This window comes from Bacteroidota bacterium (genome assembly GCA_016706255.1).
GTDB lineage: Bacteria > Bacteroidota > Bacteroidia > Chitinophagales > BACL12 > UBA7236.
Window position 1 is genome coordinate 873,918 of record JADJJZ010000006.1, and the last position, 26,560, is coordinate 900,477.

Below are 26,560 nucleotides of genomic sequence, written 5' to 3' on the forward strand. Positions count from 1 at the left end.
ACTAGACCAAAATGAGAAAACTTTTAATAGCTTTTACGATAATGATGCCTGCTGCATTGATAGCAGGAAATCCCGACCGTTCGGGTGAAGCAGGTGCTTCAGAATTATTGATCGATCCATGGGCACAAAGCAGTGGTTGGTATGGCTTAAATATTTCTTCCGTTCAGGGAGTGGAAGCACCAAATATCAACGTTGCCGGTATGTCGTTCCTTGATGGCTCCCAATTGGAGTTTTCAAGAACAGAATGGCTTGTTGGTACCGATATCAGCCTCAACACTTTTGGGTTTGCCCAAAAAATTGGTGATGGCGCAATCGGTTTAACACTTACTTCTATGGACCTCGGTGAAATTGAAGTAACTACTACCGATAACCCTGATGGAACAGGTGCTTTTTATAAGCCACGTTTCAGTAATCTTGGTTTATCGTACTCTAAAAAATTCGCCGATTACCTGAGTGGCGGTCTTACCGTTCGTGTAATTACCGAAAGTATTTCCGACGTTAAGGCAATTGGTGTTGCCATGGATGTAGGAATTCAATATATCACAGGTAGTGAAGCCCACCCTGAACAAATTAAAATGGGTATCGCCCTCAGAAACGTTGGAACTCCAATGAAATTCAGTGGCGATGGTCTTAGCTTCAGAGGAAATGTTCCGGATGGCGATTATTCAATGACCCAGGATTTCCGTTCAGAAAGCTTCGAATTGCCTTCTTTACTCGCAATTGGCGCTTCTTACGATTTCTATTTTGGTCAAACTAACCGCCTTACTTTGGTTGGTAACTTCACATCTAACTCGTTTTATAAAGATCAGTTCGGTGCAGGTATGGAATATGCACTGAAAGTGAAAAATACTGAAATGTTTATGTTGCGCGCCGCTTACCGCTATGAAAATGGTATCACCAGCGACATTGACCGCACCAGTGCCAACACAGGTATTGCTGCCGGTATCACTTTCCAGTATCCAATCGACGATTTAGGCCAAAACCTCGTAGCATTAAATTATTCTTACAGAACATCATATCAGTATGAAGGCTCACATTGCTTTGGCCTTCGTTTGAGCTTCTGATAAAATTCTTTTATAACTTTGCGGAAACGTTTCTGAACAAGGAACGTTTCTTTTTTTTTATTTTAAACTTGACCATATGGCTGATACTATCTATTTGAGTAAAGAGGGAATGGAAAACCTAAAAGTGGAAATCCAGGAATTGAAAACGAAGGGTCGCGCTGAAATGTCACGACAAATTAAAGAAGCCCGTGAAAAAGGTGACTTGTCGGAAAACGCTGAATATGACGCTGCGAAAGAAGCTCAGGGCTTAATGGAAATGAAAATTGCCAAGCTGGAAGAACTGCTCATGAACGCGCGTTTATTAGATGAGTCTAAAATTGATACCTCAAAAGTATCTGTATTTACCACTGTTAAACTGCATGATACCAAGTTTAAAAAAGATATTAAATACACCTTGGTATCTGAAAAAGAAGCCGATATTAAAACAGGCAAAATATCAGTAACTTCTCCAATTGGAAAAGGATTATTGGGCAAAACAGTCGGTGAAACAGTCAAAATTACTGTTCCTGCCGGCGAAATTGAATTTAAAATTTTAGAAATTACGATCTAATTATGCCTACTATTTTCAGCAGAATTATAAGCGGAGAAATACCTTGTCATAAAATTGATGAAAACGAACGCTATTTCGCTTTTCTTGATATCATGCCATTAGCTCCCGGTCACGTATTGGTAGTTCCTAAAGTTCCTGTTGATTATATTTTTGATTTGGATGATGATTTACTCGCAGGCATGTTGCCCTTCGCAAAACGCATTGCACATGCCATGGAAAAAGTAATTTCCTGCGAACGTATCGGTATTTCTGTAATCGGGCTCGAAGTTCCGCATGCACATATTCATCTGATTCCTTTGCGCACAATGGATGATATTAATTTCAGCAGACCAAAATTGAAAATGAGTAGTGCCGAACTTGCCCAAATAGCCGCAAAAATTATCAGCAACCTCGAATAAATTATTTTACTTTATTCGGATTAGCCTGGATAAAATCATTCCAGTTTTTAAATTGTTTGCCGGTAACCGCAATTTTTTTAGAAGCATTGTAGTGACAAACTGCAACGGCAAGTGCATCGGTTTCATCAAAATATTTTGGCAATTCCGTAAGGTTTAGTGTCGACATTAACATTTTAGCCACCTGCTCTTTGCTGGCATTTCCGCGACCGGTTATACTTTGTTTTATGCGGCGCGGACTATATTCCGTTACATCCAGCGATTTACTTGCTCCTGCAACAATAGCGGCGCCTTGAGCCCTGCCGAGTTTGAGCATCGATTGCACATTTTTTCCAAAAAACGGGGCTTCAATTGCCATCGAAAGTGGCTGGTAAGTATCAATCAGCGAACATAATTTTGTATAAATAATGCCTAACCGTACAAAATGATCATCGGTTTTTTTTAGCATAATTACCCCGTTAATCAATATTTTGATAGTATTTTTATCGGCACAAATTACACTGTAACCCAATATATTTGTTCCGGGGTCGACCCCCATAATGATTTGTTGTTTAGAATTTACCGACATTCGCCTTCGAATTGAAAAATAAAAGCAATAAAACGATTTTCTGGTCCGTTGCCATAAAAGTAACGGTTTTTGCACTATTGCTGTTTGCGCTTTATAAACAACTATATCTCAATAAAGAAGCAAAAACAATCCCGCAACAATTATCAAATATCGATACCGGCAAACTGTTTTTTTATTTAATCATTCTTTTTTTCCTCATGTTGCTCAACTGGGGAATAGAAGCGTATAAATGGAAATTTCTTGTCCAAAAAATAAATCCCATCAAATTACAACGCACTTTCAAAGCAGTTTGGACAGGCGTAACACTCGGATTATTTACCCCAAACCGGGTTGGTGAATTTGGTGGCCGTATTTTATATGTTCCACGTAAATTCCGAATTAAAGCCGTAATTGTTTCTCTCATCGGTAGTTTTAGTCAGAACATTGCTACCATATTTTTTGGTGTGATCGGACTTATCATTTATCTCCACCAGATAGAACAAATCACTTTATCCGTAACCTTTGCTGTAGGGCTTGTAAGTGCCATTACAATTGTACTGTTGCTCATGGCTTATTACAATCTCGACGTGGTAGTTCAGCTTTTTAAGCGAAACAAGTTTTTAAAACGGATTTATCCTTATACATCTATATTAGGAGAATATCATTCACGAGAGCTTACAATCATACTGCTGCTTGCGTTTTGGCGTTATTCTGTATATACGGCACAGTATTTGATTTTTCTTAGATTGTTTGGGGCAGAAATAAATTTATTGAACGGAATTGCAGCAATCGGTGTAATCTATCTGGCCCAAACGGTGATACCAAGTTTTGCAGTGGTTGAGTTGTTAACCAGATTACCGGTAGCCACATTGATATTTTACAATTATGGCATACCAATTGGAATAACACTGGCAGCAACAACAAGTATTTGGATTTTAAACCTGATATTACCGGCAGTTTTAGGATATGTTTTTATTATCAGATATAATTTTTTTAAAAACAGACAATCATGATTAAACCAATTTTAATTACAGCACTTTCGTTCGGAACTTTATTATCCGGAGATGTGGATGAAACTATGCCATCACGAATTATGCCTGCAAGTGAAACATGCGAAATTCCGCATATGGCTTTTCAGGCCGGTGAATCACTTACATATAAAGTTTATTATAACTGGGGTAGCGTTTGGCTAAGCGGTGGAGAAGTATATTTTAAATTAACAAAAGAAGATTATAAAGGCAAACCTGTTTTACATGCATCAGGGGAAGCTGTTAGTTATAAATCTTTCGACTGGTTATTTAAAGTGCGCGATAAAGTGGATACCTATATGAATGAAGAAACTTTACAATCGTATAAGTTCAGTCGCGATGTATATGAAGGTGGATATACTTTTTATCGCTCTTATGATTGGGACAGAGAAAAAAATATTATTTACTCTTATCAGGATAACCGCAAAGGCAAAAAAACGTCTAAAACAATTACTAATGTTGATCCATGCGGTTTAGATTTAATGACTACCTTTTACTGGATGCGTACGTTGGATATAGCCAATGCAAAAAAAGGTGATAAAATTCCGGTGAAAATGGCAATTGATGATGAAGAATATGATATGTATGTTCGTTATGAAGGTAAAGAAGTTTATGAAACCAAACTCGGTAAATTTAATTGTATCAAATTAAAACCGTTATTACAGGAAGGTGAAATATTTAAAGAAGGAGAGGGGATGACACTCTGGTTAACAGATGATGATAACAGAATTCCTGTGCGTATTGAATCAGAATTGCGCGTCGGTAGAATCACCTGCGATTTAAAATCATACGGCGGAAATAAATATCCCTTTACTTCAAAAGTGAATTAAGTAAGTCGTGATTATATGTATAGGCCTCTCAGCAATGAGGGGCCTTTTTTTATAAATAACTCAGTGTGGTTTCTGTATTGGTAACGGATAATTTTACTGTAGTGCCAAAAATCATTGCACGGTTATCCGGTATATGTCCTGATGGAAATCCATAACAAACCGGAATGTCATATTTGGAAACATGATTGGCAATTATTTCTTCTGCACTAATTCCGAATTTAACTTTATTATCTTTCATGTCTGTCATTCCGCCAACAATAATTCCTTTTACGAATTCTAATTTTCCGGCAAGTTTTAAGCTCATCAGCATACGGTCAATGTGATAAAGGTATTCATCAATATCTTCAATAAATAAAATTTTATGTCCGGTAGAAAATCCGAATTTTGTTCCAAGTAAAGAATATAAAATGGATAAATTTCCGCCTATTAAAACTCCCTCAGCTGTACCCTGTTTATTTAAAGGATGATGTGCACAGGAAATACTTAATGGATTTCCAAATAAAGCTGCATTTAATGTCGACAAAGCCGCCGCTGAATTATTGGCAAATGAAAATGGCATGGTGCAATGTAAAGATGGAATACCGAGTTTATCATTAATATGTGCATGTAATACCGTAATGTCAGAAAAACCGCAAATCCAGTTTGGGTTTTCCATAAACCCGGTAAAATCTAATGCTTCCATGATACGAATAGTGCCATATCCACCACGTGCACAAACAATGGCTTTTATTTCAGGATTATCCATAAAATGCTGCAGGTCATTTGCGCGAACACTGTCTTCTCCGGCAAACTGGTTAAATCTTGCAGATATCGTTTCGCCTAACACCGGATTTAAACCCCAGGATTTAAATATTTCAAGCGCATTTTGAAGCTCGCTTTCATCAATCCACCTTGCTGTTGAGAGTATCCCGATTGAATCTCCCTGTTTAAGTGCCAAACGATTGAACATATTATGATTATTTTTGCGCATAAAATTGAGAAAATCTTGCAAGTACCTGAAAGATATTTAATAACATCTGCGCTTCCTTATGCAAACGGACCATTGCATGTGGGTCATATTGCCGGCGCTTATTTACCGGCAGATATTTATGTTCGTTACCTGCGTAAACAAAAAAGAGATGTAGTTTTTATTTGTGGAAGCGATGAACACGGGGCTGCGATAACCATTCAGGCTAAAAAAGAAAATACTACGCCAAAGCAGATTATCGATAAATACCATACCATTATTCAGGATGCGTTTAAAGGCTTAGGTATCAGCTTCGACATATATCATCGCACTTCATCTCCAATACATCATGAAACTTCACAAGAATTTTTTCTGAAATTATATGAGCAGCATGTTTTTGAGGAAAAGGAGAGTGAACAATATTACGATGAGGCTTTTAATCAGTTTTTAGCCGACAGATACATTATGGGAACTTGCCCGGTTTGTGCAAATCCTAATGCCTATGGCGACCAGTGTGAGAAATGTGGTACATCCTTATCCCCAACCGATTTAATAAACCCCGTTTCCACCTTAAGTAACCAGCCTCCGGTAAAAAGAAAAACTACCCACTGGTATTTACCACTCAATAAATTTCAAAATTGGCTGAGCGACTGGATCATAAAAGGGGAAGGCCGCACAGAAGAATGGAAAAAAAATGTGCTTGGTCAGTGCGCAAGTTGGATTAACGAAGGTTTACATCCCCGCGCAATAACACGCGACCTCGACTGGGGCGTGAAGGTTCCGCTTCCTAATGCCGAGGGGAAAGTGTTATACGTATGGCTCGATGCGCCCATCGGTTATATCAGTGCAACCAAACAATGGGCGCTTAACACAGGTAATAACTGGGAACCCTACTGGAAATCTGATACAACAAAACTGGTCCACTTTATAGGTAAAGACAATATTGTGTTCCATTGCCTCATTTTCCCATGCATATTAAAAAGTCATGGCGATTACATTTTACCTACTAATGTACCCGCTAATGAGTTTATGAATATGGAAGGTGATAAAATGTCAACTTCCCGCAACTGGAGCGTTCAGTTGCATACTTATTTGAGTGAATTTCCGGGCAAAGAAGACGTTTTGCGCTATGTTTTATGCGCTAATATGCCTGAAACAAAGGACAGTGAATTTACCTGGAAGGATTTTCAAGCCCGCAATAATAACGAGCTGGTTGCCATTTTAGGTAATTATGCCAATCGGGTAATGGTGCTTACTTCTAAGTACAACGATAACAAGGTGCCTGAAAACCACGCCGGTTTACTTTCAGAAGATTATATCGCAGAATACAACCGCCAGATTAAAGACCTGGTAGAAAATACATACATGCCAGCAATTGAAAACTACCGGTTCAGGGATGCTTTAGGCGCGATGTTGGATGTGGTGCGACTGGGAAATAAGTTGCTCACCGACTATGAACCATGGAAGCTGGTTAAAACCGATCCGGCTAAAACTGCAGGTGTACTCAGGGTTTGTCTCGAAAGTTTGGTAGATATTGGCATTCTTGCTGAGCCGTTTTTACCTTTTACATCAACCAAAATTTTCGAATACTTTAGTATAAGTGAGCCCGGATTCAACTATTTACAGCCAAAATTGCAAACAGGCGCCGCAGTTGGCAATCCGTTTTACCTTTTTGAAAAGATTGAAGATGAGGTAATTGACAAAAAATTAGCCGAACTCGAAATAATTAGAAAAGAGCGTCAAGATAAATTGCAACCTGTTGATAATCAGCCAGTTAAACAAAATACCCCTATAAAACCAATAGTTACTTTCGACGATTTTTCTAAACTGGATATGCGCACCGGTAAAATTACGGCTGCAGAAAAGATTCAGGGTGCGGATAAACTGCTGAAACTCAATGTGGACTTAGGTTTTGAGCAGCGAACCATTATTTCAGGAATCGCTTTACATTTTCAACCGGAGCAATTAATCGGTCAGCAGGTTACTGTTTTAGTAAACCTGGCACCCCGTAAAATGCGCGGTGTGGAAAGTAATGGAATGATTTTGATGTCTGAAGATGCTGAAGGGAAGCTGTATTTCGTTCAAACCCCCGGCACTGAGGGATTGGGATTAACTATAAGTTAATCATATTAAATATTTTTTACACGCAACTCAGGTAACATTTACTGCGTCTTTCGAGGGTTGCCTTGCCGCGAATGCCTGCTATTTATAGTAAAATTTGTTTTATGTAAGGTACCAAATCATTGCTTTATTAATCATATCTTTGCACGAAATTTTAAAAAAGTTATGAAGAACCTTTCTTCGTTGATATTGTTTGTATTCGCTTTAGGCGTTGCCACTACCTTAACAGCACAAACACCCCCGGTAGTTCCACCTGTTTCATCAGGTACTTTAGAGTCGTTAGGTTTCGATACTGAAGAAATCGATGCTATTATGGGTGCTACAGGTCAGTCAACATCCACTGCAATCGAATCTGCAACTCAAATTCAGGATGCTCAGCAAACTGCTGTTCAAAATGCTATGAACCAGGAAGCTACCCTGGCGCCAAATACAAACACAATACCTCCGGCAATTGTTCAGGAAGTTATTGCAGAGGCAACTGACGGCAATCAGCCACCTGCTTCTACCATTTGGGGTCACGATTTTTTCCAAAATGGATCTGTGGACTTGTTTGACAAAGTTCCCAACCAAAAAGTAAGTGATAATTATATTATTGGCGAGGGTGACCAGCTTACCATTGCCATTTGGGGTTATGCTTATTATAACTACAACTTTACGGTAAACGAAGATGGTTATATCACTACCGTTGAAGTTGGCCGTATTTATTTAAAGGGGTTAACTTTTAGCGCTGCAAAACAATTATTGCGTCAGCGTTTTGCTTCTGCATTCGACTTAACGAACTCAAAATTTGATGTTAGTTTAAGTTATTCTAAAAGTATAAAAGTTAATATCGTAGGTGAAGTTGTTAATCCGGGTTCATATAATATTTCATCGCTCAATACAGCATTTAATGCTTTAGTTGCTGCAGGTGGGGTTACAGATATCGGTTCTGTTCGTAATATTCAGGTTAGACGCAACGGAAAAATTATTAAAACACTTGACGTTTATCAGTTTTTATTAAATCCGGGTTCTACCGATGATACTTACCTTGAAGCAAATGATTATATTATTGTAAGTGGAATTGGTCGTGTTGTTGAAGTGCAGGGTGAAGTTAACAGACCATTTAAATATGAATTAATTAAAGGTGAAAATCTGAACGAATTGCTTGCTTATGCAGGTGGTCCACGTTCAACTGCTTATAAACGTAATGTTACCATTTTCAGATATTTCGAAAATGAAAACATTGTAATGGATATCAATTTAGATAGCCTTGAGCGTGAAAGAATTAATTATCCGTTATTAGATGGTGATAAAATTGTATTCGCAAGAATTCCTGAAGTAATTGAAAATATCGTTACCATTCAGGGCGCTTGTCGTTTCCCTGGTAATTATCAGTTAACTGCTGATATGCGCATTTCTGATTTAATTATCAAAGCAAAAGGATTAAATTATGATGCATATACCGATCGCGCTTATCTCATCAGAAAAGACGATAAATTAAATGATGTATATGTACCATTTGATTTAGCTGAAGTTATGGAAAATCCTAATTCTCCATTTAACTTTAAATTAAACAGATTTGATGTAATCGACATCTTTTCTAAACAAGAATTTAAAGAAACATTTAACGTAGCAATTAATGGTGCTGTAAAAGTACCGGGAACATTCCCATATTATGAGCGCATGACGTTAAAAGATTTATTATATTATTCAGGTGGATTAAAAGTGGAAGCTGCAAACAGCAAAATTGAAATTTCACGTATCGTAAATTTTAACGAAGCAAGTAATTTAAATGAACCAACACGTGTAATTGTTCAATCAGTTTCTATTGGTAAAGATTTAAATGTGGAAGATGCAGCAAATACTTTCCAATTACAACCTTATGATCAAGTATTTGTAAGAAATACACCTGAGTTTGAATATCAGAAAAATATCACCATCCTTGGTGAGGTAAAATACCCTGGGGTTTATACATTAACATCACGAACTGAAACATTAGCCGATATCGTTGAACGTGCTGGTGGATTAACACAATGGGCTTATGCCGAAGGTGCTACCATGAATCGTCAGGATGTTTCTTCTACGCTTGTGTTTTTAGGTAAAGCTTTAGAAAACCCTGAATCAAAATATAACTATGTAATGCGTGAAGGTGATATTGTAACTGTTCCAAAAGCAGGCGACCTTGTTGCATTAAAAGGTGAAATTAAATATCCGTTTGTTGGTGATCCGGGAACTGTTGTTGTTCCTTTTGAAAAAGGCAGAAGTGCGCGTCACTTTATCAGAAAATATGGTAAAAACTTCGACGATGATGCTAAACGCAGTGAAACTTACATTGTTGAACCAAACGGTTATGTTCGTCGTACACATAATTTCTTATTTATACATTTTTATCCGCGTGTAAAAGTGAAAGGTTGTCAAATTGTGGTTCCGCAGAAACCGGAAGAAAAACCGGAGATTGAAACACAGGAGGCCCCTAAAGCACCATTCGACTGGAATACTTTTGCTACCACACTTAGTGCAGGTATCCTCAGCTTTGCTACAATTTATGTATTGTTACAACGAGGTAATTAATCAATTAAGTTAAACGGGAGCAACTAAAAAATTATGCAATACGATCGTCCTTATAATGATGAAATAAATATTGGTGATTTATTTACCAAATTTGGTGAGTATCGCAGATATGTATTAAAAAAATGGTGGGTAGTGCTCATCTTCGCTATCTTGTTAGCGTTTTTATTACGTTTTTACTCTGTTTGGAAAAAGGAGCAATATATATCGCATGCCGACTTTGCTGTTAAGGGAACAGAAGGTTCATCTACATCTTCGTTGGCTTCACTAGCAAGTTCATTTGGTATTGGTATCACAACCGGTACTGAATTTACCAATGAATTATTCCTTGGTATTTTACAGTCACGCACATTAATGAAAGAAGCATTAATGCAAAAGCGTACAATGAGTGTAAAAAAAGGTGTTGCGCCAAGAGAAGATTATTTGGCGAACTTTTATGTGGAGATGTACCCTAAATGGGCGAAAAAGAAAAAGGTTAAAAATTTCAAACTGGAGCACGGTTCACTCGATTCGATCACGGTTTATGAAGATAGCTGTCTGACAGTGATTTATGATGAGATGATTTCTAATGATATTACAACCGAATTTAGTGATGAGCTCGGTATGAATCAAATGGAAGTATCATCGTTAAGTCGTGACTTTTCTTATTACATGGCAGACTATCTGACATTTGCCGGTTCTGATTATTATATTAATGCACAGGTAATTAATGAGGCCAAAACGGTTGATTTAATGGAAAGCAAAGCCGATTCATTGCGTTCATTGCTTGAAGGCAAAGAAGAGTTATTGGCAAAAGTTCAGGATGGTTCCAGTTATCAGGTAAAATTTGCGGGATATGTTTCTCAAAACAGATTGTTGCGAGAAATTGGATTAATAACCACAGAATATTCAACTACATTCGCTCAATTACAACTTGCACGTTTCGACTTGCAGAATAAGACGCCTTTGGTGGATATTATTGATCAGCCAAAATTTTCTACCATAAAAGAAAAGGAACAAACCACCATGTTTATGATTATTGGTTTGATTCTGGGTGTTATATTTTCATCTATCGGGTTGAGCGTTAGAAAATATATCAGGGATAGTGTTGAAGAGGCGAAACAAAAACAACTGGTGATTGAAAAATATAATAAGGAAAAAGACAATCAGTCATTAATAGATACAGATAGTAATAAAATCTGATTTGTTGAACTAAAGCTTACAACCACCAGGAATGATTTTCAACTCATTACATTTTCTAATATTTTTACCGGTTGTAATTTTCCTGTATTACGCGTTGCCATATAAATGGCGATGGTTAATGCTCTTGTTTGCCAGTTATTATTTTTACATGTGTTGGAAGGCAGAATATGCATTCCTTATTGTATTTTCAACTACTGTAGATTATTATACTGCGAATAAAATGTCGCGGCTAAAGGATAAAAAGGCCCGACTGCCGTATTTGATGATTAGTTTGATATCAAATCTCGGTTTATTATTTTCATTTAAATATTTCAATTTCTTCAACGACTCAGCGCGAGCTGTGTTCGACCAGTTTAATATATTTTATAATGTTCCTGAGTTTAATTTGTTTTTACCGGTTGGTATTTCATTTTACACTTTCCAGGCATTAAGCTATAGTATTGATGTTTACCGGGGTGATTTTAAAGCGGAAAAGAATTTCGGGTATTTCGCTTTGTTTATTTCTTATTGGCCCCAACTGGTTGCCGGTCCTATTGAACGACCGGGTGATTTACAACCGCAATTAAAGCAAAATCACGACTTTGATTATGAACGTGTAAAACAAGGGTTGATCCGCATTTTGTATGGTTTTTTCAAGAAGGTGGTAATTGCCGACAGACTTGGATTATTCGTACAGCAGGTATATGGTAATGGGGGCGGGCATGGCGGATGGGTTGATCCAACATATGAACACGGAGGCTTTGCAATTATATTGGTAACATGGATGTTTGCAATTAAAGTGTATTGTGATTTCGGTGGGTACTGTGATATTGCAATCGGTAGTGCTAAAATAATGGGGCATAACCTGACAGATAACTTTAAAACGCCATATTTTTCGAAATCAATACGAGAGTTCTGGGAGCGATGGCATATTACACTTACGGTCTGGGTGCGGGATTATTTATATATTCCGCTCGGTGGAAGCAGGGTTTCGTTCGGAAGAATGTTATTTAATAACTGGTTTACCTTAACCATTATGGGATTTTGGCATGGCGCAAACTGGACCTACGTTATGTTCGGTTTTATACATGGATTTTTTATAGTCATGAGCCGGATTTGGGACCGGTATTTCCCAAAATTAAATTTACCGACTTTAATGCCACGCATGAAGGCACTTACCGGTGCATTACTTGCGTTCTGGATATTTAATTTAACTTGTATTCCGGATATATTTTTCCGCTCAAATACAATTGGTGATGCATGGAATGTTATTCTAAATATTTTTTCAACAGATACTACCTCTTATTTAATTCATAATAGTGCCGCAAAAGGTGCTGTGCCAAGTGTAATTGAATTTTGGGTGAGTGTTGTTTGTATAGTATTATTATTAATTACAGATTATAAGTTATATGTAAATAAAAGTATCGGTATTGAAACAATGGTTGCAGCGAAACCATTTTATGCACGCTGGAGCTTTTACGTTTCATTCCTCGTTATCGTAACTTTATTTGCCTATACATCTAAATCAGTATTTATCTATTTTGCTTTTTAAACTATGAAAAAACTGTTTATTAAATCCGGCATTTTAATTCTGATTGTATTTGCAGTCTGCCAGATTGCTATATACAGCATGCCATTTTCATGGGGTAATACACGTTTAAATACAAAATTTCAAACCTATAAAGAAATCCATGAGCAATACAATACGTTGCTTATTGGTGCAAGTACAACTTACCGTCATATTAATTCCAGAGCTTTCGATTCAATTGTAAATTCACAATACCCTGAATTACATATTAAATCATTCAACTTTGGAATTCCGGCGAACCGCACACCACAATCGCTTACCATGTTAGATGCGCTGATGGATTACGACATGAAAAATATTAAACATGTAGTAATAGATATGTCGGAGCTTACCAAAATGGGTGCTGATAATCTGCACAAAAAAGAAATGTTGTATTGGTACAACTGGAACAATATCGGTGATGTAATGAAGGCTTCCTACGAATCTGAAAAAGGTATGAATCGTTATGGTGTTCCTTTATTACATGCATTTTCGTTTGGTGAAAAATCATTTTTATTCGGAAATGGACCAAGTGTAATTATGCAGCATGCCGGATTAAATATTGAACCATTTTCAGTAGGACCGGATAAAAACGGATTTTATTCATTAGACCAGGAAATGTATGATGACCCGGAAGGCGATCTTGCAATCCGTTATAATGAACTTCGTACGCCTGATACCATCGCTTATAGAACTAAACGTTGTCAGGAACTGGTTGACCATTATAAAACGGTTACCAAAAACCCGAATAAAACAATTGAGGAAAATTTAAAGGATGTAATTACTTATTGTGAAGCACAGGGAATTACGGTAACTATAATGTTATCGCAACGATTAGGTGAACGATATGAATATTTAATTCCACTTTATAATAACTTACCTGAACAAAATAGAATTGGATTTCAAGACCCTAGTGCATACCCTGCATTAAATCTTAGAGATAATTTATTCGACCTTGCACATTTAAATGAAAACGGCTCAAAAATTTTCACACAAATATTTGCTGCAGAGTGGTTGAAACGTTTAGAAATGCAAAAAGTAATTGTTGCTAAACCGGCTCCTATAATGCAACAAGATACAATAACCCTGAATGCTAATGTTGATGGAGGTGGAATATGATTTCCAAACTCACCAGGAAGTTCACGCGGAAATTTAAAGACGAAGACTTTTCCGAAATCTTCAAAAAAGGATTTACCGGAACAATAATTAGTTTAATAGGAAGGTTTTCCGGTTACTTGCTCATTATGGTTATTACCTGGTTGTACGGACAGGAAGCCATGGGTGTTTATACCGTAGGACTTAGTATTCTTAGTATAGTTGGTATATTCGGACGATTTGGCGTTGATATGGCCATGTCGCGTTTCGTTGCACAATATGGAGCAATTGGGCGCTGGGATCTTGTTACACATACCTATAAAACAGCACTCAAAATTATTGTCCCCTTAGGTGTTTTTTTATCTGCTGCAACCTATTTTGTATTGCCTTATCTCACCGATAATTTATTTGATGATAATGGAGGTGCCGATTACGAACGGTACACCTTATTTATGCAAATATTTGCTGTGTCTATTTTGTTTTATACACTTGGCGGATTAAGTGAAGAATGTATAAAAGGACTTAAAAAAACACGTCAGTATAACTGGATTTCTCAGGTAGTAAACCAATTAGCTGCAATTGTTTTTTTATTGATTTTCGGTTTGTTTTCAAAAGACCAGTTGTGGGTTAATTTATCATATTGCCTGGGCGTGTTTATCGCATTTATCGTCGCACAGTTTGTTTGGATTTATTATTTAAGAAATCCAGAAAAAGCGGGCACCGAATTTTTAGGCAGAAAAGAAAAGAAAAAGAAAAAAGAAGGTGTAGAAAATCAACAAGTTGCCGTAGTTACACAATTAGCTAATTCGCATGAACCAATTGAAACCGTTGAATTATTAAAAGTTTCTGCGCCAATGATGTCGGCAAAATATCTCACCATGATTTATACCTGGGTAGATATTTTGATTTTGGCATGGTATGCATCCGAAGCAAAAGTGGCTATTTATCGAGTAGCAACACGTTTAACCTCATTGGCTACTATTCCTTTAATATCCATTAATGCTATTGCAGGACCAAAGTTTGCAGAAGCACATGGAAATAATGACCAAAAACGATTAAAAAATAGTGTTCGTCAGGCAACCAGATTAATATTCTGGTCATGTATTCCGATATTATTATTGTTCCTTGTGTTTCCGAAATTTTGCATGTGGACATTCGGGAAAGATTTTACCGGAACGGAAGCAGTATTGGTTTTTTTAATTGTTACCATTGGTCAGGCGGCAAATATACTTACAGGCCCGGTTACCGTATTATTAAATATGACCGGGAAACAAAAAGTTACCATGTATTACGCATTGGCAACTGTTGTAATTGATATTAGTTTGAATTTAATATTAATTCCCAAATATGGTATTGTTGGTGCGGCTATTGCCACATCAATTTCACGAACTGTATTAAATTTGGGTTGTGCATTGCAGATTTATTTTACCATGGGTATCAGCACAATTTATAATCCATTTGCCGATATTCGTGATATGCTGGTAAAAAAACCTAAAAAGTCTAAAAATAATAATGATGAAAAGGTGGCCTAATTTTTTAATCGTAGGAACGGCACGCGCCGGAACAACTTCCCTTCATGAATTTTTGGGCGGCCATCCCGACATTTATATGCCTTTACAAAAGGAGCCTTGTTTTTTCACTTTTTATAATCAACATCCTGAATTTAAAGATTCAAAACATCGCTACACAACCACTGTTGAAAGTTACGCTGAATTGTTCGACGGACATGATGAAAAAATAATGGGTGAATCATCAACACCTTATATGTATTTTCATCAACAGTCGATTGAAAATATTAAAAAGCTGGTACCGGATTACAGGAAAATGAAAATCCTGATAGTTTTACGCGACCCGGCTGAGCGCGCATATTCGCAATATATGCATAACCGACGCGACCTGCGCGAACCCCTTTCTTTTGAAGAAAGTATTGCTCAGGAAAAACAGCGTATGACAGATAACTGGCATTTTGATTTCTTTTATGTAGATAAAGGATTTTATTATGAACAGGTGAAAAGTTATATGGATAATTTCGACAAGGTAAAAGTGGTGTTTTATGATACACTCGAAAAAAATCCTGATAAATTATTAGGCGATATATATGATTTTCTGGAAGTGCCAAACCAAGGTGCCAAAGAAATGGTAAAACGTAATCAGAGTGGTGAGATGAAAGTGAAGTGGTTTAAACAAATTATCACCACACGTAAAAATCCTGTGCTTAATTTTTTAGAAAATTAATGGGCAGAGATACCAAGAAAAAATTGCGCAATTGGGTAAAAGATAAGTTGTTAAGATACAATCTTAAAAAAACTGAAATGAACCCTGCAACAAGAAAACAATTAATTGAATTATATAAACCGGATATCATCAAATTGCAATCATTGGTTGATCGCGACTTGAGTGATTGGATGCGGGTATAATGATTATGAAACAGAATTTTGTTTGTATAGGTGCGCAAAAAGCAGGTACTACTACCTTAGCTGATATACTCAGCGGGCATAGTGATATTTGTATACCGCCAATTAAAGAAACAAAGTATTTTTTATTTGATGAAGATTACGCAAAAGGCAAATCTTTTTACGATAGTTATTTTTCAAATTATACCGGGCAAAAAGCGATTGGCGAATTTGACCCCGATTATTTGTTGTACCCCTTTACTGCTCAACGGATAAAAGAAACCCTTGGTGCTGATGTGAAAATAATTGTGGTTTTACGTAACCCTGCCGACCGGGCTTTTTCACATTACTTAATGACGAAAAGGAAAGGTTTGGAGCAAAATGATTTTGAAAATGCATTGAAGGCAGAAGCCGGCAGAAAAACCGACATCAAAATGCGAAAAATATATGCCTATGGTGAACGTGGCATGTATGGTAAACAAATTGAAGCCTTCATGGAAGTATTTCCGGCAAAAAATTTCCTCTTTTTAGTGTTTGAGGAAGATTTTTTAAAAAATCGTAGCCAAACTATTGAGCGGGTGCAGCAATTTTTGGAAGTACCGGTTACCTCCTTAAATGTTGATATACATAGTAATGAAGCCGGCGAGGCGAAAAACGAAGCGCTGAATGAGTTGGTAAGAAAGCCTAACTTTGCAAAAAAATTACTTAAAGCGATACTGCCTTCCAAAGCGTTTAGAAAAAACGTCAGGAAGTTTTTTATCAAACAAAATATGCAAAAAGTGAGCACACCGAAATTGAGTGATGCTCAACGCAGTGAATTAATCAATAGCTATTTTATTGAGGATATTCATTTAACAGAAAAATTAATCAACCGGAGTTTAGCAGTCTGGTATAAGTGATATGGGAATTTTAGAACAGGAAAAGGGGTATTTTAAAGAGCCGATGTCGGTTTTCGGGAAAACGATGATATTAGTCGTTTTTATCCTGTTTACTACCCGTATCTTAACCAGAACACCCTTAGTGGATTATTACATGCCATTCGAAATCTTATGGTATACTTTTATCATTTCCTTCACTTTTTTATATGCGATGTATCTCTTTTTGGTGAAGAAAAAAGTAGATGAAATCCATTACTATTATGTTTTGATTATAATGATGCCGGCATGGGCCGGTTTTTTTGCCGTGCTCAGCGAAGGACAGCCATTTATGCAGGGGCTTTCTTCTCAAAGGCACTGGTATGGGATTAGCGGGATATTTGTCATCATTTATATGTTGCAAACCAGGTTTATTACCATTGGCGACCTGTTTCGTTCGCTGAAATGGCTTGGTTGGGGTTCCATGTTTTATTTTATTTTATGCTACATGTTTCTTGACCCTAAACAATACCTCGATTACTCATTTGTTGGATACAGTGACATTAAGGGTGGCTACCGATTTAAATTTGGTATCGACTTTATTGCGTTTTTATCTGTTTATTACACCGTAAAATACATTAAACAAAAGGATAGCACCAGCTTATTTTTATCCGGAATAAATTTATCCTACTTATTTTTCCTTCATCAGGGCCGGTCTGTAATGCTATCGGTTGTAGCTACACTTGCCGTGTTTTATATGTTTGAAGTAAACTGGCAACGTGCTATAAGGGTATTTATGACAATTGGTGTTGTATTTATGCTCGTCATGGGGATTTTGTTCGCTATTATACCCGATCGTGTTGGCGATTATATTGAACAATATACCAGTTTGGCAACTGTAGTATTTACCGGAAATGCCTCAGGAGAGAGTTCTGTGGATGCCCGTTTAGAGGAAATAGCCATTTTACTGCTTTATTTACAGGATTATTCCATCGGCTGGTGGGTAGGTGTTGGAAAATTGGGTGCGGAAACACAAACAGTTGGTATCGAAAACAATATTACGACGGTTCCGCCGGGTGATATCGGGATTTTAGGTTCAATTATGACCTATGGCATTATCGGTTCGATATTTATTTATTTACAGTTTTTAATCGCTTTCAGAAGCGGAAAATTCATCAGACGGTATAAAAATGAACCGTTTATGATGGCTTCTAAATATTTTTTAATATTTTGTTTTTTATCTTCGCTTGCAAAAGGTTATTTGTTTATGCAACCGGGCTCCACTGCAATTTTTATCATGATAATTTATGCCTATAAATTGCTTGAGGTTCAGATGGATAAGCAAGGATTGCCGGAAACTGTAGCTTTGAAGAACTCATTTTAATATAACATTTTGAAAACCATGGAATTGATTAGTGCAGATAAACGAATTCTGGTAATCGGGTCATTGAATGCAAACCCGGCAGATAGGGCTATTAGTCGCGATAATATCCGCAGCATGCAGATTATTGATGAAAAGCAGCAGATTTCACCTTTAAATTATTTTAATAGCTGGGGAGAGCTCGGTATGAGCAGCCTTTGCTGGCATGAATCTGACCCCTATACCATTTACCTGGCATCAAGTAGCGAACTCTTTAAATTTATATTAAAAGAAAACCGCTACGAAAAATTAGATATCCCGAATCTTACCGATATCCACGAAATTACTATGATTGGCAATAAGGTATGGATTTCGAATACCAAACATGATGAAATTGTTAGCTACGACATCGTTGAAAATAAAATTGGTGAGCGAATTAACCTCACCGACTTCAAATCAAACTCACCTGAAGAAGGTGAAGGTGAGGAAGATGTAGAAGTGGTAGATAAATTCCATTGCAATCTTGTTTTTGATGGTTATGAAGGCGATTTGTATATTTTAGTACATCATACTTCAGGCAGACAATTAATGAAACGTATTGCTCAGAAATTTATTAAAAGTCAGGGCAACGGCGGTGTAGTTAATATTATTAAAAGAAAACGCCATCCGCTTAATTTTAAGGCTCCACATAGTGTTAGAAAAATTAATAATCAATATTGGGTTTTCGACAGCGGACATTTTGAATTAAAAATATTCGATAAAAACTGGAATTACCTCCGCACAATGGATACAAAAGGTTTTGGTCGCGGTGGAGATTTGGATACTACACGTAATATTTATTATGCAGGTGTTAGTGAAACCCGCAAACGTTACCTGGGTTTATTTCCGGGTGGTGAAGCGGTTCCAAATATGGTGCAGGTATTTAATGTTGCAGATTACAAATTAATGGGCTCAATAAAAATTCCGAATATTGAACAAATTAATAACGTTTATTGCATGCAAAAAGATGTTGTTGATTTATTAATCAATTTTAAAGGGTAATGCCTGTAACTACATCAATATTACCCAATTTTATTGTTGTTGGTGCAAATAAAGGTGGCACAACCTCTATTTATCATTATTTGCGCCAGCATCCGGAAGTGTATTTATCTCCTGTAAAAGAGCCACACTTTTTTTCAAAAGATATCGATATCAATTTATTTAAACGGGAATTCGCCCAAAATAAATTACAGGATATCGAAAAATATGTAAATGGCGATATGCATGAAGAATATCATGCTGCATTTATTCGCGATGAAACACAGTATCGCAAATTGTTTAAAAATGTAAAAAACGAAAAGGCAATTGGAGAGTTGAGTACATCCTATTTGTATTCATCTGTTGCTGCCAACGAAATACATAAATTAATTCCGGATTGTAAAATTATTATCTGTCTGCGCAATCCAATTGACCGCGCCTATTCGCATTACCGAATGAATTTGTGGACAGGAAACAGTAATGAATTTGATTTTCACAAAGCGTTACTGGATGATTTTAATCACGACCCTAAAGTTTGGGGCAATGCACATTTATACACCGAAATCGGCATGTATTATGAGCAGGTTAAACGTTATATTGATGTTTTTGGGAAAAATAATGTAAAAATTATTTTTACTGAAGACATGAAAAAAAATGCATCAGCAGTAATTCGCGAAGTATATGAATTTATTGGTGTTGATGCTGCATTTGTTGCAGATACATCAAAACAATACAACGAAGTTTATACACCAAAGTATAAAAACCTCACCTGGTTCCTTAACAAAACCGGTATTCGTCCTATCATGAAAAAGTTTTCTCCAAGAGTGGTGAAAAACATGATTGTAAAAATGTTGTACAAAGGCAAATCCGATAAAGGAGAAATACCTGTGGAGGCTAAAACCTTTTTGAAAGAAAAATTAAGTGGTGATATTCAGCAACTCAGTATTTTATTAAATAAAGATCTTTCCAACTGGCTAAAATAATTGTTCCATGAATCCAAAGGTTTGCATCGTATTGGTAAATTATAAAACCTGGCAGGACACTGTTGAGTGTATGGAAAGTATTTTGCGCAGCGATTATAAAAATTTCCAGATTGTTGTAGTTGAAAATGGCAGTGAAGATGATAGCTGGGAACACTTGCTGAAATGGACACGCGGAGAAAGTGTATTTACTGTTGAGCCTACTAATAAACTTGCAGCATTAACCACACCACCGGTTGCCAAACCATTATTGTATTTCAGGGCAGATGTGGGTGAATCGGATACCTTACGATTAGGGCCTTTAGATGGCATTATGCCAATATTGTATATTAAAAGCAAAATTAATCTCGGTTTTGCAGGTGGCAATAATGTTGGTATTCGTTACGCGTTAAATAGTGATTTCGATTACGTATGGCTGTTGAATAATGATACTGTAATTGAACCGGATGCCATTTCGGAGTTAGTGCGATTTTGTGAAAATAAATCGAAGAAAAAAGAAAAGGTTGGTATTATTGGCAGTAAATTAATGGTATATCATCAACCAAATAAAATGCAGGGTGTTGGTGCCATATTTAATAAATATTCAGGCAAATCGAAAATTATTGGTGCTCAGGAAATTGACAAACACCAATATGACAGAACAGATATTGTATGCAATTATGTAATAGGTGCATCCATGTTTGTAACAAGACCTTTTTTACTGGAGGTTGGGTTAATGAGTGAAGAATACTTTTTATACAACGAAGAAAACGACTGGAGTGCAAGAGCAAAGCTGAAGGGCTGGAATGTAGGTGTGGCTATTAAAAGTAAAGTTTATCACAAACAAGGGGCTTCTACAGGAAACTCTCCGAAAAAAAGTAAATGGCAAATCAAAGCCTTAAACTATAAATATCGCGGTAAAATAAAATTATATAAAAAATATTACCGCTTACAATTACCATTTTTATATTTCCATTTAATTACGCGTAGTATTAAATACATTGCTAAAGGAAATTTTTCGGAAGCAAAAGTAATTTATGCTGCCATTTTTAACACAAAATTCGGGTCATGATAATTAGTCATAAACACAAATACATTTTTGTTGAATTGCCACAAACCGCAAGTAGTGCAATTGCCAAAGAATTAAAAGCCAATTATGATGGGCATGAAATTTTATTTAAACATGCCTTGTACAGCACCGATTTTTTAAAACAAGCCAAGCCTGAAGAAAAGGCATTTAAGGTTATCAGTGGTATGCGTAATCCAATGGATATTTGTGTAAGTAATTACTTTAAATTTAAAACTGATCACGAAAATCGGTATTCCAATCCGCGTTTAATGCAACATGGATTTTTGCGAAAATACATTATGCGTTGGTGGAATGTAAGGCAGTATAAAAACATCATTGGCAAAGGCGAAACTTTTGAACAATTTTTTACCCGCGCCTACAGCGTGCCTTATGCAAGCTGGAGTATTATTGAACATAAGCGAATGGATTTTATTATCCGTTTCGAAAATTTGAATGATGATTTTGCTGAAGCACTTAAAGTAATTGGTGTTGACAAAGTGCGCGATATTCCTGTTGCCAATAAAACGGCTGAAAAAACAAAAACTTTTTGGGAATATTATGAAACAGATAAAGCAAAACGCAGGGCTAAATATATTTTCGGACCGTATTTAAAACGCTGGGATTACGATTTTCCTGAAAGCTGGAATCATATTAAAGTGCCATGGTATTCGTTTGCCATGTATCATACCGTAAATGCAGCACGTATTATTTTCTGGAAATTTTTACGCTGACCGGCATGTCCAAATTACCTACATTCCTTATTGTTGGAGCTGTTAAGGCAGGAACTACTTCACTGCATGAATATTTACAAATGCATCCGGAAGTGTTTATGTCACCCGTTAAAGAAACCAATTTTTTTAGCGATGCCGATATGCTGTTCGAACACTTTAATGTAGATTATCGTCAGGATGTAAATGTGAATCTGGATAAATATCTTGACGGGCCAATGGATAAAAAAATCCATATAGCCCATGTCCGCACACCCGATCAATATCAAAAATTATATCGCGATGTAAAAAATGAAAAAGCGATAGGCGAAGTAAGTAATTCTTATCTCTATTTGCCATCTACCCCAAAGCAATTAAAAATATGTTGCCCGATGTTCAAATTGTTATGATATTGCGCAATCCGGTAGAACGATTATTCTCCCAATACCTTATGAATTTGAAATTGGGAAAAATTACAGAAAAAGATTTACTGAAAGAGATAGCTGCCGACCAGAAAAAAGCAATAAAAGGATGGGGTGTAAGTCATTTATATTTGGAAGTGGGTAGTTATTTCGAACAGGTTAAACGTTATTACGACACATTTTCACCGGAACAGATAAAAGTAATTTTATTTGACGATTTTAAAAAAGATGCAAAAAGCACTATGGCCGATTTGTTTTCTTTTTTACATGTAGATGCGAATTACCAATTAGACATGTCGCAACGTTTTAATGAAGCAGGAATGCCACGATTTGGAAAATTGAATTACTGGTTAACACAAATTGGTGTTTATGGTTTGGTGAAAAAAATATTTTCGCCTGAGTTAAAAGAAAAAATTAAAGGATTAATCTACACAAAAAATAATATCCCAACCATTACCGAAGCTGAAAAAACTTATCTGATTAATTATTATCGGGAAGATATTACAGCATTATCGAAATTAATTAACCGCGATTTATCTGCTTGGTTAAAATAATTACTCCGGTTTTTGTTCCATGAGTTTGCGCAGTTTCACACCATCGAGCGAATATTCAAATAAGTTTTTTGAGATGGCAAAACTCAGCGCCGATACTATCATGAGCGGAACAATTAAATCGTAACCTCCTGTAATTTCTGCAATTAAAAATATAGCGGTAAGTGGTGCATGAAAGATGCCGCTTAAAATTCCGGCCATGGCTACGATGGTAAAATTGGCGACCGGCACATTAAATAAGCCGGTGAGGTTTAATATGGAAGCAAATGTATATCCCAAATAAGCACCGGTAAATAAAGACGGAGCAAAATTTCCGCCATTGCCACCACTACCTAATGTAATTCCTGTCGCCACTACTTTAAGTAATAATATAATAAGCGAAAATAATATCAGTACCCATGGGTCGTGAAAATTGCTGTCTAAAATACTTCCTGCCAATGATGAACCCGGGTCTAAATCGGAAATGTTTTTTATTGAAATATATCCTTCTCCAAAAAGTGGCGGAAATAATAAAATTAAACCGCCTAATAACAATCCACCGAAAATGGCTTTCTGGATATAATATTTTTGTTTCACGCGCTTCAGCCACGATTCAATTAGCATAAATGTGCGGATGTAATAAACAGAAACAACGCCTGCAATTAATCCGAGTAAAACATAAAACGGAACATTTTTATAATTAAACGGCTCCAATAAATCGAAACTTAAAAGTACCTGTTCATTTAAAATGATATCACTCAAAATAGCACCGGATGCTGCTGCAATTAAAATGGGAATAAATGCGACAACTGTAATTTCACTGATTAGTACTTCTACCGCAAATAAAACACCTGCAATGGGTGCATTAAATGTTGCAGCTATACCGGCAGCAACCCCACAGGCAACCATAATTGTTCTTTCTTCGGGCGTTACTTTATAGGTTTTGCCATAATTGGAACCTATTGCGGCACCTGTAGTAACAATTGGTGTTTCTAATCCTGTTGATCCACCGGTGCCCACCGTAATAGCACTGGTTAAAATATGCGAATACATGAGGTGAAAAGGCAATTTGCTTTCTTTTCGTTTAATGGAATAAATGATGGCACTGTTGCCGCCGCCAATATTTCCCTTAAACCGATAGTGTACAATCATGGCTGTTGCCAGCAACCCTGCCAAAGGGAAAAGCGCATACACATAGCCTGAAATATAACCCGCACTTACTTCTGAAAACAAAAAAGCATTGATGTAAAACACCATTGCTTTGAGCAAAATAGCAGCTAAGCCTGAGGTTATCCCAATCAACACCCCCGAAATAATGACAAATTGCTTGTCGTTGAGGTATTTTTGGAAATAACTGATCAGCTTTTCGTGCATTTTTAGCAGCCGGATAGCGTTTTCAGATATTTGTTGACCGGAATTTTTCATTGCCTGTAAGGGGCTAAAGTAAGCATTCGTTATGAAAAATGTACCAAAATCCTTATCTTTGCACCCCAATCTCAAACCTCCCGTTTATCGGGATTGATTCTGAGACATTTTTTTAACTAAAAAAACATGTTTTAACATGGCAACTAAAATCAGATTACAACGTCACGGTAGAAAAAAAGCGCCTTTCTACCATATTGTGGTAGCAAATGTGACTTCACCACGCGACGGTAAATTTATTGAGCGCCTTGGAACCTACAATCCAACAACAGTTCCTGCACAAATCACTATTGATGTAAACAAAACAGTAGAATGGCTCCAGAAAGGTGCTCAACCTACTACTACGGCTACAGCAATTTTGCGTTACAAAGGTGTTTTATACAAAAAACACTTGTTACGTGGTGTTAGCAAAGGTTCATTCACAATGGAAGTTGCTGAAGAAAAATTTGTAGAATGGCAAAAAACACACGAAGGTTCAGTAATGGATCACGTGAAAAAAGTTGAAGCCGGTGAAGCTGCTAAAAAAGCTGCTGAAATTGCACGTATCAACAACAAACGCCTAGAAGAAGCATCTAAAAAAGCCGCTGCTGAAAAAGAAGCTGCCGATGCTGCCGAAGCTGCTGCTAAAGCTGCCGAAGTTACTACTGAAGAAGCAACTGCTGAAGTAGAAAACGTAGCAGAAAATACAGAAGCTACAACTGAGGAAACAACTAACGAATAATTCATCCGTGGCCAACGAACTGGTTGAAATCGGTTACGTTATTAAAACGCACGGCGTTCAGGGACATCTCAGAATCGCGTTTTCTGAAAATATTAAAGAGCTTTCTGCACAGGAAGCTCTTTACTTTTTTATAAAAGGCAACCAAATACCTTACTTTATTGCAGATATCACTTATTTCAAAAACGGGGATGCCCTGGTTTTGCTGGAAGAACTATCGAATAAAGAAGAGGCGGACCGGTTTACCAAAAAACCCGTTTTTGGGCCGGAAACTTATATCGATTCAGAAGAAGAAGAGGACGACGACCCATGGATTGGATTTGTGGTGACCGATGTAAACTATGGTTTACTTGGACCTGTTACCGGTTCCATTGATATGGGTGAATATTTTTTGCTGGAGATAAATTTGCGGGAAAAACAGCTCATGATTCCGCTGCATGATGATATGATTGTACTTTTGGATGAAGATAAACGTACTATCGAAACCCGTTTGCCTGAAGGCTTAATTGAATTATAATACCAAAATTGGACAACTATGCGCATAGATATCATTACGGTATTACCCGAGTTGCTGGTGTCACCATTTGAACACAGCATTCTGAAACGCGCCCGCGAAAAGGGTTTGCTGGAAGTAAATGTGGTGAATTTGCGCGATTATTCTACCTTCAATCATAAGCAGGTAGATGATTATCAGTTTGGTGGCGGTGCAGGAATGGTTATGATGGTTGAACCCATTTTTAACTGTATCAATGCTTTGAAAAAAGATAGGGTTATTGATGAAGTTATTTACCTGACGCCTGATGGTGCAACCTTTAATCAGAAAATGGCGAATCAGTTATCGATGAAAAACAATATCATTCTGCTTTGCGGTCATTATAAGGGGGTAGATGAACGTGTGCGTGAACACCTCATTACCCGCGAAATTTCCATTGGCGATTATGTGTTGAGCGGAGGTGAATTAGCCGCAGCAGTAATGGTTGATGCCCTTGGCAGATTATTGCCGGGTGTTTTGAACGATGAAACTTCGGCTCTTTTTGACAGTTTTCAGGACGATTTGCTGGCACCGCCTGTATACACCAGACCGGCATCATTTAACGGCTGGGAGGTTCCTGAGGTGCTTTTAAGCGGTCACAATGCCAAAATTGAGGATTGGCGGCATGAAAAAGCCCTCGAAAAAACCCGGGAACGCCGCCCCGATTTGCTACATGAAAACTAATGCAGAAAGTTGGTAATACCACGAAATCGACTTATCTTTGCA

The 26,560-nt window shown here is 37.0% G+C and carries 27 protein-coding genes; 24 read left to right on the top strand and 3 right to left on the bottom strand.

Features of this window, described 5'->3' with window-relative positions:
- Positions 1-11: 11 nt before the first annotated feature.
- The 3 genes from IPI65_12385 to IPI65_12395 all read left to right on the top strand — a co-directional run bounded on the left by IPI65_12385 (position 12) and on the right by IPI65_12395 (position 2,012).
- Positions 12-1,064, top strand: coding sequence for a PorV/PorQ family protein (locus tag IPI65_12385; GenBank protein ID MBK7442312.1), 1,053 nt, complete (start codon positions 12-14; stop codon positions 1,062-1,064).
- Positions 1,065-1,140: 76 nt separating this feature from the next.
- Positions 1,141-1,614 carry a transcription elongation factor GreA gene (gene greA / locus IPI65_12390; GenBank protein MBK7442313.1) on the top strand — a complete coding sequence of 158 codons (474 nt, stop codon included), beginning with the start codon at positions 1,141-1,143 and terminating at the stop codon, positions 1,612-1,614.
- A 2-nt stretch (positions 1,615-1,616) separates the two neighbouring features.
- A complete protein-coding gene (locus IPI65_12395) occupies positions 1,617-2,012 on the top strand; it encodes an HIT family protein (protein ID MBK7442314.1) in 396 nt (131 codons plus the stop codon).
- A gap of 1 nt (position 2,013) precedes the next feature.
- Here IPI65_12395 and ruvC read toward each other — a convergent pair whose 3' ends face one another.
- Complete coding sequence (gene ruvC, locus IPI65_12400) at positions 2,014-2,577, bottom strand: crossover junction endodeoxyribonuclease RuvC (protein MBK7442315.1); 564 nt, start codon at positions 2,575-2,577, stop codon at positions 2,014-2,016.
- Positions 2,578-2,588: 11 nt separating this feature from the next.
- On the opposite strand from ruvC, the gene IPI65_12405 reads away from it, so the two are divergent.
- Positions 2,589-3,569, top strand: a complete 981-nt coding sequence (locus IPI65_12405; GenBank protein ID MBK7442316.1) for a flippase-like domain-containing protein — start codon at positions 2,589-2,591, stop codon at positions 3,567-3,569.
- Positions 3,566-4,414, top strand: coding sequence for a DUF3108 domain-containing protein (locus IPI65_12410; protein MBK7442317.1), 849 nt, complete (start codon positions 3,566-3,568; stop codon positions 4,412-4,414). Before IPI65_12405 ends, IPI65_12410 begins: the two co-directional genes overlap by 4 nt.
- A gap of 49 nt (positions 4,415-4,463) precedes the next feature.
- On the opposite strand, the gene IPI65_12415 is transcribed toward IPI65_12410, so the two are convergent.
- A complete protein-coding gene (locus IPI65_12415; protein ID MBK7442318.1) occupies positions 4,464-5,363 on the bottom strand; it encodes an LD-carboxypeptidase in 900 nt (299 codons plus the stop codon).
- Between the two features lie 3 nt (positions 5,364-5,366).
- Here IPI65_12415 and metG point away from each other — a divergent pair, with 3 nt between their 5' ends.
- The 16 genes from metG to IPI65_12495 all read left to right on the top strand — a co-directional run bounded on the left by metG (position 5,367) and on the right by IPI65_12495 (position 23,186).
- On the top strand, positions 5,367-7,484 hold the full coding sequence (gene metG, locus IPI65_12420; protein MBK7442319.1) for a methionine--tRNA ligase: 2,118 nt from the start codon (positions 5,367-5,369) through the stop codon (positions 7,482-7,484).
- Between the two features lie 162 nt (positions 7,485-7,646).
- Positions 7,647-10,031: an SLBB domain-containing protein gene (locus tag IPI65_12425; protein ID MBK7442320.1), complete on the top strand. Its 2,385-nt coding sequence runs from the start codon at positions 7,647-7,649 to the stop codon at positions 10,029-10,031.
- 33 nt (positions 10,032-10,064) lie between these two features.
- On the top strand, positions 10,065-11,210 hold the full coding sequence (locus tag IPI65_12430) for a hypothetical protein (GenBank protein ID MBK7442321.1): 1,146 nt from the start codon (positions 10,065-10,067) through the stop codon (positions 11,208-11,210).
- 31 nt (positions 11,211-11,241) lie between these two features.
- Positions 11,242-12,741 (top strand): MBOAT family protein, encoded by a 1,500-nt coding sequence (locus IPI65_12435; protein MBK7442322.1) that lies wholly within the window; start codon positions 11,242-11,244, stop codon positions 12,739-12,741.
- 3 nt (positions 12,742-12,744) lie between these two features.
- Positions 12,745-13,875, top strand: coding sequence for a hypothetical protein (locus IPI65_12440; GenBank protein MBK7442323.1), 1,131 nt, complete (start codon positions 12,745-12,747; stop codon positions 13,873-13,875).
- Positions 13,872-15,383: a flippase gene (locus tag IPI65_12445; GenBank protein MBK7442324.1), complete on the top strand. Its 1,512-nt coding sequence runs from the start codon at positions 13,872-13,874 to the stop codon at positions 15,381-15,383. Before IPI65_12440 ends, IPI65_12445 begins: the two co-directional genes overlap by 4 nt.
- On the top strand, positions 15,364-16,086 hold the full coding sequence (locus IPI65_12450) for a sulfotransferase (protein MBK7442325.1): 723 nt from the start codon (positions 15,364-15,366) through the stop codon (positions 16,084-16,086). The genes IPI65_12445 and IPI65_12450 overlap by 20 nt, the downstream gene beginning before the upstream one ends.
- Positions 16,086-16,268, top strand: coding sequence for a hypothetical protein (locus IPI65_12455; GenBank protein ID MBK7442326.1), 183 nt, complete (start codon positions 16,086-16,088; stop codon positions 16,266-16,268). The genes IPI65_12450 and IPI65_12455 overlap by 1 nt, the downstream gene beginning before the upstream one ends.
- A 5-nt stretch (positions 16,269-16,273) precedes the next feature.
- On the top strand, positions 16,274-17,143 hold the full coding sequence (locus tag IPI65_12460) for a sulfotransferase domain-containing protein (GenBank protein ID MBK7442327.1): 870 nt from the start codon (positions 16,274-16,276) through the stop codon (positions 17,141-17,143).
- A 1-nt stretch (position 17,144) separates the two neighbouring features.
- Positions 17,145-18,482: a hypothetical protein gene (locus tag IPI65_12465; protein MBK7442328.1), complete on the top strand. Its 1,338-nt coding sequence runs from the start codon at positions 17,145-17,147 to the stop codon at positions 18,480-18,482.
- 18 nt (positions 18,483-18,500) lie between these two features.
- Positions 18,501-19,499, top strand: coding sequence for a hypothetical protein (locus IPI65_12470; GenBank protein ID MBK7442329.1), 999 nt, complete (start codon positions 18,501-18,503; stop codon positions 19,497-19,499).
- On the top strand, positions 19,499-20,458 hold the full coding sequence (locus tag IPI65_12475; GenBank protein ID MBK7442330.1) for a sulfotransferase domain-containing protein: 960 nt from the start codon (positions 19,499-19,501) through the stop codon (positions 20,456-20,458). The genes IPI65_12470 and IPI65_12475 overlap by 1 nt, the downstream gene beginning before the upstream one ends.
- Positions 20,459-20,465: 7 nt before the next feature.
- The gene (locus IPI65_12480) at positions 20,466-21,506 is read left to right on the top strand and encodes a glycosyltransferase family 2 protein (protein MBK7442331.1); all 1,041 of its coding nucleotides are present in this window, start codon (positions 20,466-20,468) and stop codon (positions 21,504-21,506) included.
- The gene (locus tag IPI65_12485) at positions 21,503-22,234 is read left to right on the top strand and encodes a hypothetical protein (GenBank protein MBK7442332.1); all 732 of its coding nucleotides are present in this window, start codon (positions 21,503-21,505) and stop codon (positions 22,232-22,234) included. Before IPI65_12480 ends, IPI65_12485 begins: the two co-directional genes overlap by 4 nt.
- Positions 22,235-22,239: 5 nt before the next feature.
- Complete coding sequence (locus tag IPI65_12490; protein MBK7442333.1) at positions 22,240-22,620, top strand: hypothetical protein; 381 nt, start codon at positions 22,240-22,242, stop codon at positions 22,618-22,620.
- Positions 22,593-23,186 (top strand): sulfotransferase domain-containing protein, encoded by a 594-nt coding sequence (locus IPI65_12495; GenBank protein ID MBK7442334.1) that lies wholly within the window; start codon positions 22,593-22,595, stop codon positions 23,184-23,186. The genes IPI65_12490 and IPI65_12495 overlap by 28 nt, the downstream gene beginning before the upstream one ends.
- Here the strand turns inward: IPI65_12495 and IPI65_12500 are convergent, their stop codons facing one another.
- Positions 23,187-24,536, bottom strand: coding sequence for a chloride channel protein (locus IPI65_12500; protein MBK7442335.1), 1,350 nt, complete (start codon positions 24,534-24,536; stop codon positions 23,187-23,189).
- A 187-nt stretch (positions 24,537-24,723) separates the two neighbouring features.
- On the opposite strand from IPI65_12500, the gene rpsP reads away from it, so the two are divergent.
- From rpsP to trmD, 3 genes are read left to right on the top strand one after another with little or no spacing between them, the layout of a single operon-like run.
- The gene (gene rpsP, locus IPI65_12505) at positions 24,724-25,305 is read left to right on the top strand and encodes a 30S ribosomal protein S16 (protein ID MBK7442336.1); all 582 of its coding nucleotides are present in this window, start codon (positions 24,724-24,726) and stop codon (positions 25,303-25,305) included.
- A gap of 7 nt (positions 25,306-25,312) precedes the next feature.
- Positions 25,313-25,819 carry a hypothetical protein gene (locus IPI65_12510; GenBank protein MBK7442337.1) on the top strand — a complete coding sequence of 169 codons (507 nt, stop codon included), beginning with the start codon at positions 25,313-25,315 and terminating at the stop codon, positions 25,817-25,819.
- Between the two features lie 18 nt (positions 25,820-25,837).
- Positions 25,838-26,518, top strand: coding sequence for a tRNA (guanosine(37)-N1)-methyltransferase TrmD (gene trmD, locus IPI65_12515; protein ID MBK7442338.1), 681 nt, complete (start codon positions 25,838-25,840; stop codon positions 26,516-26,518).
- The last annotated feature ends 42 nt before the right edge of the window (positions 26,519-26,560 follow it).